The sequence below is a fragment of the Thermoplasmata archaeon genome (genome assembly GCA_038851035.1).
GTDB lineage: Archaea > Thermoplasmatota > DTKX01 > VGTL01 > VGTL01 > JAWCLH01.
The window spans coordinates 88,067-95,135 of the sequence record JAWCLH010000001.1; the positions used below are offsets into that span (position 1 = coordinate 88,067).

General features: G+C 57.8%; 5 protein-coding genes. All 5 read right to left on the reverse strand.

Features of this window, described 5'->3' with window-relative positions:
• Positions 1 to 40: 40 nt before the first annotated feature.
• Entirely contained in the window at positions 41 to 1,702 is a 1,662-nt protein-coding gene (locus tag QW379_00295; GenBank protein ID MEM2868850.1) for a type II/IV secretion system ATPase subunit, read from the reverse strand.
• Between the two features lie 179 nt (positions 1,703 to 1,881).
• A complete protein-coding gene (locus tag QW379_00300) occupies positions 1,882 to 2,577 on the reverse strand; it encodes an ATPase domain-containing protein (GenBank protein ID MEM2868851.1) in 696 nt (231 codons plus the stop codon).
• Positions 2,578 to 2,754: 177 nt separating this feature from the next.
• On the reverse strand, positions 2,755 to 3,942 hold the full coding sequence (locus QW379_00305; protein ID MEM2868852.1) for an ATP-NAD kinase family protein: 1,188 nt from the start codon (positions 3,940 to 3,942) through the stop codon (positions 2,755 to 2,757).
• Between the two features lie 54 nt (positions 3,943 to 3,996).
• Entirely contained in the window at positions 3,997 to 5,178 is a 1,182-nt protein-coding gene (locus QW379_00310) for an aminotransferase class I/II-fold pyridoxal phosphate-dependent enzyme (GenBank protein ID MEM2868853.1), read from the reverse strand.
• Between the two features lie 46 nt (positions 5,179 to 5,224).
• Complete coding sequence (tdh, locus tag QW379_00315) at positions 5,225 to 6,280, reverse strand: L-threonine 3-dehydrogenase (protein ID MEM2868854.1); 1,056 nt, start codon at positions 6,278 to 6,280, stop codon at positions 5,225 to 5,227.
• Positions 6,281 to 7,069: the final 789 nt, after the last annotated feature.

A 7,069-nucleotide genomic window follows, 5' to 3' on the forward strand; every position in this document is an offset into this window, starting at 1 on the left:
AAAACTTATTTGCGGGATTATTTGTGGGAGTGAGTGCGGCTCAGGGCCTTAGCTCCGGTGGCAGGCCCTCGATGCCACCGGCGCGGTAGTAGGACGCCATTATCCTGTTCACGTCATCGTAGGCGACAATGTTCCTGTCTACCATCTGTTTCAGAATCTTGGCGCGGGCCTTTAGCTCATCGTATATCATCCTCTTGTCCTCGAACTTCAGCCGGGGCGCTATTTTCTCCTCGAGGATAAAGGAGTTGTTCATGCCCCTGAAGAAGTGAGTATCGGTGAACGGGTCCCATCTAAAAACGGACCTCGTCAGCACCCCGTCCAGGTCCTTGGAGTAGCGGATGATCTCGTCAACAGATATCACCCGCCTTATGAGCCTGCCCCCTTCATAGAGTGATGACTGGAAAACCACGACATTCAGGTTGTCCATGAACCTTATTGGTACATTGATGGGCTCGCCCGTGAACCGCTGTATCAGCTGCTTGGTAGATGGGGCGTGGAATGTCGAGAGCACGGAGTGGCCCGTCTGCATCGCCTGGAACATCACCGACCCCTCCTTGCCCCTGACCTCCCCGACGATGATGTAGTTCGGCCTCGACCTCAGGGCAGCCCTCACAAGGTCGAAGAGCTCGACCCTTGAGCCCTCCGGGCCCACGTCCCTCGTTATCAGCCTCTGCCAAACCGGCTGGGGGGCTATGACCTCGGGTGTGTCCTCGGCGGAGTAGACTTTGTGGTTGTGGTTGATGAACGTGAGAATGGCGTTTAGGGTGGTGGTCTTGCCCGAAGCGGTCTCGCCGCTAACGATAAGGCTCATTCCGTTCTCCAAGCAGAGCCAGATATACGCCGCTATCTCGGTATTGAGGGTCCCGAACTTTATCAGGGCGGTCACGGTGAAAGGCTTCTCACTGAACTTCCTTATCGTGAAGCTCGAGCCCTTCCTGCTCACGTCCTCGCTGTAGACTATGTTGATGCGGCTCCCATCGGGCAGGGCACCGTCAATGATTGGTTTTGCGTCAGAGACGGGCTTCCCGATTCTCTCCGACATGGTCCTGAGGAACTCGTCGAGCTCCGCGGCGTCCCTGAACCTGACGTTTGTCGCCATCATCCCGAAGACCTTGTGGACTATATACAGGTCCGCGGTACCGATGGAGTGAATATCTTCTATGTAGGGGTCCCGGATGATGGGCTCGAGGGGCCCGTGCTCGATGATGTTGCGAATCATGTAGTATTTTATAGTTTCGAACTCCTTGGGGGTCACGAGAATTTTCTTTGTCTCGAAACCTGTCAACCTGCTGGAGAGCCAGCCAGTGACGGGGGACTCCTTCTGAGTCGTGACCTTGCGCATCAGCCGGTCCAGTACCTGGGCGAATTCCTCCCTAGTCTCATGGGGCTTCTCGTAGGGCGCCTCCTTGAGGATGGCCTCCTGAATTTGCTCGTACTTGGCCCGCGTCTCCTCCGGCATCATCGGCTCGATGGTGATGTATCGCTTCCCGCTGGTGCCCAGCTTGTAGACGTGGATAAACATCGGGTCCTGGACAGGGTAGAGGAAGTTGAACTCCTTCATTTTGGCCATGTCGCTTTGTAGCTGGACGTAGAACTCCGGCAGCTTATTCCCCTCTGCGCTCCACTTCTGCAGATAGGCGGCCAGATGGGGGTTGCGCTGGATGGCCTCCTGGAACTTTTTCTGCCGATCCTGAATTACCATGCACTCTCAATTCAAGTAAAACGATGGAGTGGATATTAAGCTTTTCTCGCCGAGCGCGAAACGGGTGGCTCGAGGCTCTTCAAAGCCCCACAGGCTCCAAAGGGCTTCGCCCAGACCTCATGCGCCTCAGCCCCAGCCCCCCGGCAGAGGGTCCGGGGCTCCGAGTCTCACGCGTCGCGTCAGGCGACAGTGGTGATATCGATGATGAAACCGACCTTGGGCTCGATTCGGAACCCGGTCACCTCGACAATCGGCATCACAGACTGGACGTATCTGTTCACGAATATTGATCTCGAGGTCGTTCCCTCTATTATCCTGGTCTGGATGGACATCAGTATGTCCGCGTCCGACTTGAGAGGTGCCATCACGCTCTCAGGCAGCTCCCCCTCCTCAATGGTGAGGATAATGGTCTTATTCATCCCGGCCAGCTTTTTGAAAAATGCGAGCACTTTTATTATCCTCTCCTCATCTATGTCGTTCTTGACGAGCGATGAGAAGGTGTCGAAAAAGACGATGTCCCTCTCGTAGAGCTGCTTTGAGCTCATCACCCTGCCCAGAAAGTCCCCCCTAGATATCGCCCTCCCTATCAGTGGATAGACCGGGATGAAGAGGAGCTCCCTGTTCAGTAGGTAGTTGACGATGTTATAGTCCAGTGACTTCATCTGGTCCAGAAAACCCTTGGTCGTGAACTCTGTGGAGACCATGGTCACGGAATGGCCATTCTTGAGGAAACCATAGAGGAGGCGCTGGGCGACCGCGCTCTTGCCCGAGCCGTATTTGCCGATGATGACGCAGATAGCTCCCTTCGGAAACCCGCCCCCGAGGTTGCGGTGGAGGCCGTCCCTCTCTAGCTCTATTTTATACAGCTCGGGCATGACAGAACTGAAATGGGGGAGATTGGCTTAAATTTTACGAGAGATGCTCCGGCGGGGCTTGTCCCGCACAGACCCTCTCGCTAGCTGGCTCCTCCGCGCCCGCCCCTCCCCCTCGCAGCCGGGCCAGTGCCTTTTTCCACCGCCCCAATGACGCGCCCGATGACCCCGGGCACCGACTCAGCCCACGGCACCTTCCCCTCGCTCAGGCGTTGCCCCGCGCACTCCCTCAACCCTCACCGGCCTGAGCGTGACCTGTCTATAGCCCGTGACCACGAAGAGGCTCCTTCCGTCGAAGAGCCGGTCGAGCTCCGGGTCCCCCGTGTCCACCCTCAGGACAGGCGTCCTGGCGAGCTTGGCGGGCGTCGCCACGACCTCGATGTTCTTCAGCCCGACCCTCCGCACGACCTCCGGGCTCAGCTGGAGATTCCCCCTCCCGAGAATGAAGCCCTGGGCCCCGATAGGGCTCAGGACGAGAGCGGCCGCCGGGTAGTTCTCGAGCAGCTCCAGCAGTGTGCGCTCGTCCGCGTCCGCCGCCACCAGCTTTCCCTGATGAACCGCGTCCACACCGAGCAAGGTCTTCTTGACCCCCAGCCTCTCCGCCACAGCCTGAACCGTCGAGCCCGGTCCGAGAATAAGAAGTGTGCGTTTGCGGTCCCCAAGCTTCTCGACAATCCAATCCGCGATTCCTTTTTTCACCTCCTCCTCCGATTCCGACTCAATCATGAGCTTCCCGGTCTGTATGAAGTTCGGCTCGTGCGGGGCCCTCGCAAGGCCGAACAGTTTTACCCTCCACTCCCCCTTCCGGTACAGCTCCTCGTCAAGATCCATTATCTCGACCTGTGTCTCCTCGAGCCTCCCATCCAGAAACTCTTGAAGAATCTCACTCACGACCACCGGGTTGACGCCGAAGACGCCGGAGTGCATCTTCACGCCGGCCGGAATGCCGAGTATTGGGACCTCCTCTCCCACGGTCTCGAATATGTCGCGGGCGGTTCCGTCGCCACCGCAGAAAAGAATCAGCTCCACACCCCGCTCCTTCATTACACGGCAGGAAATCTTTGTGTCATCCGCACTCGTTACCGGCGGCGGTCTGTATACCACCTCGAACTCCCCGGGCTGCCATCCCGCCTCAAGCAGCTCGCTCTCCCCCATTGGCCCGCCGGCCGTGAGCCATTTGACGTCGACCTTGGCGGCGTAGATGTCCCTCGCCTCCCTGAGCGCGCGCAGCGTGGATATAGCCCTCCCCGGAGCGACTGGAGAGGCGCCCCTCCTCAGGGCCTCCCCGCTAACGCCGTCCGTCCCCTTCAGGCCCACGCGCCCCCCCATGCCGGCGATGGGGTTGACTATTAGGCCTATCTTTTTCACGCGCCCACGAATTCCATGGCCCTAAATAATTGTTGGCCGGGGTTCAGATTAGACTCAAATTATCTTTAGCCTCTTTCCATGCCTCTCGAACGAGGCTAGAGCCTTGTCCAGGTCCTCCCTTGTGAGACCCGCGTTCATCATGGTCCGAATTCGGGCCTTGTCTCGAGCGACCATTGGGAAAACAATCGGGTAGGCGAATATCCCGTCCTCGAAAAGGGCGTCGCTCAGCGCCTTGGCCTTTGCGCTCTCCCCGCACATCGCCGGTGTTATTGGGGTCTGGCTGTTCCCAATGTCGTAGCCCATCTGCTGGAGTTCCTTTTTAAAGTACCTGGTGTTCTCCCAGAGGCGACGGTTGTGCTCGGGCTCCGTGGCGACTACATCTAGAGCTGCGATGCAGGCCGCCACCGTTGCCGGGGGCGCGGAGCCGCTGAGGAGCCACGTCCTGGATTTATTGTAGGCGAAATTGATGAGGTCACGGGAGCCGGCGATCAGGCCTCCGACAACCCCGAACGCCTTGGAGAATGTTCCCATTTCGACGGTTATCTTACCTTCTAGGCCGAAGTGCCGGCCGATTCCCCTCCCCTCGCCTAGCACGCCCTCGCCATGCGCGTCGTCCACCCAGACCATCGCGCCGTACCTGTCGGCTATCTTCACTATCTGGTCCAGGGGGGCGATGTCGCCGTCCATGCTGAAGACGCCGTCAGTGATGATGAGAATTCTGCGGTACTTATCTGCGTTCTTCAGGGCCTCCTCCATCTTCTCAATGTTGCAGTGCGGATAAATCGCCCTCTCGGCCTTGGTCAGCCTGCAGCCGTCGATTATGGAGCCGTGGTTCAGCTCGTCGGTCAGAATCAGGTCCCCCTCGCCAACAAGCTGTGGAATCAGGCCCGCGTTGGCCGCGAAGCCAGTTTGATAGTAGAGGGCGGCCTCGGTGCCCTTGAACCAAGCGATTTTCTTCTCCAGCTCAACATGGAGGTCCATGTTGCCTGCTATCGGTCTCACCGAGCCCGAGCCCGCCCCGTGGGTGTCGACGGCCCTCTTTGCCGCCTCCTTGATTTTCGGGTGGTTGCTCAGGTTCAGGTAGTTGTTTGAGCAGAGCATTATGCACTCCTTCCCATCCACGACGCAGTGCGGCGTGGACGGGCCCTGCAGCACCCTTAGCTTCCAGTCGAAGTTCTTCCTGACCAGCTCCTCGTATTCAGCCCTCAGAAATCCCGTTGGGTCCCTCTTCTGCAAGATATCACCTTCCCTTTCTCTCCCGCTCAATCCCGTTCACCCTCCCTTATTTCCCCGGATATAGCACGACCTTGCCAGAGTTTCCGCTCCTCATAGCGGCCATGCCCTTCTCGAACTCACTCATTGGGAATTTGTGTGTTATGATGGGGTCGACATTCAGTCCGGCCTTGAAAAGACCGGCCATCCTGTACCATGTGTCCCACATCAATCTTCCATTTATTCCATAAATGTTGACGTATTTGAACACCACGTCTTTTGAAAGGTCGATGGTTGAGGGCTCTCCGAAGACTCCCAGGAGCGAGAGCTCCCCGCCCTGCCTGAGCATCTTCAGACAGGTCGTGATGGCGGTGGCGTCGCCGGCGTTCTCCAGAACGACGTCAGCCCCCCTGCCGTCGGTGTGCTCCTTTACGAACTTCACGGGGTCCGTCTCCGCGCTTAGAATGGCGTGGTCCGCCCCCATCTTTTTCGCGAGCTCGGTTCGGAACTTGTTCTTACGGCCTATCGCTATGACCTGCTTCGCTCCAATTTGCTTGCAGATCCCCACCTCCATCATCCCTATCGGTCCAACGCCGAAGACCACGACGTTGCGCGTGGGCACCTGACAGCGGAAGACGGAGTGGGTTGCGTTTCCCAGAGGGTCCTGTATCGATGCCCACTCGGGCTTGAGCTTGGGGTCGTTCTTCCACGCGTTCATCGCGGGGATTTTTGCGTACTCTGCGAATATCCCCGGCACATCAACCCCGAATATCTTCGTGTTCTCGCAGATGTGCATCAGGCCCGTCCGGCAGTTGAAGCAGGTGCCGCAGGCGATGTGGCATTCACCCGAGACGTAATCGTCCACCTTTATGTTCTTTACATTTCTACCCACTTTCACAACATGCCCCGCGAACTCGTGGCCATATAGAAGTGGCGGTTTGATTCTGTTTTGGGCCCAGCCGTTCCACTCGTAAATGTGGACATCGGTTCCGCATATCGAGGCAACGTCCACTTTAATAAGCACATCGTCCGGTCCCGGCTCGGGCACCGGGACCCTCTGGATTTCAGTCCCCCCCTCCTCTCCCCGGACCTTCACGACGGCGTCCATCTTCTCAGCCAGACTCATCCCCCCTCGGGCGGCATTGAGAAATGAATTATTTAAGCATACCGGAGGTGAAGAACAATGTGACTGTGCATCACGGAGGGCGAGCTTGGAGGCCTTTTCTTGATATTGCAAAAGCAATGTTGAGCTTGAGAAGTAGGGCGCGAGCTTTTTTATTAATCAATTATATCCTTTGGTGTAAATAATAACAATGTAAATATAGTCTACAAGGCTTTAGGGAGGCGAGGGGGTGACGAATTGAGGATGGGGACGAGGTTAAAGGGCCGAGTTCTCCTTGCCGTACTGGTCTCGATGTTGATGGTCGGTGCGTTGCCGTGGCCCATCACCGCAGAAAAGAGGGAGTCGCTGGAGTCGCCGAGGGCGATAGTGGACGACGGTAACGATCTCATTATACCGTACGGCGAGAGCTACGAGCTCTGGGGATGCCATACATACACGAACACAATTCTAATTAATGGAGTCCTCAAGGTAGCTCCCTACGATGGGACAGAGAGGGGCTGGATCTGGCTGGAGGCGAAGTCGGTGACAATCGGTCCGAGCGGGGCCATCGTTGCTGACGGGCGGGGCTACGGGGGAGGGGGCGGAGGCCAGAACTCGGACCAGAATGTTGAGGGAGGTAAGGGCGGTAAAAACGGTAAGGGCGGCGACGGCCAGCAGGCCTACTGGAGCTGGTACGGCTGGGGCTCGGCATCCTACTTCGCCGGCGGCGGTGGCGGCGGGAGCTACGGTGGAAAGGGCGTGGACAACTACGGCACTGATGGTACTGAAACAAAAGGTGGAGACGGGGGACAG

Excerpts from the sequence above, each read along its gene's own strand:
- QW379_00300 (MEM2868851.1), bottom strand. The coding sequence starts at position 2,577 with ATGCCCGAGCTGTATAAAATAGAGCTAGAGAGGGACGGCCTCCACCGC.
- tdh (MEM2868854.1), bottom strand. The coding sequence starts at position 6,280 with ATGAGTCTGGCTGAGAAGATGGACGCCGTCGTGAAGGTCCGGGGAGAG.
- QW379_00295 (MEM2868850.1), bottom strand. The coding sequence starts at position 1,702 with ATGGTAATTCAGGATCGGCAGAAAAAGTTCCAGGAGGCCATCCAGCGC.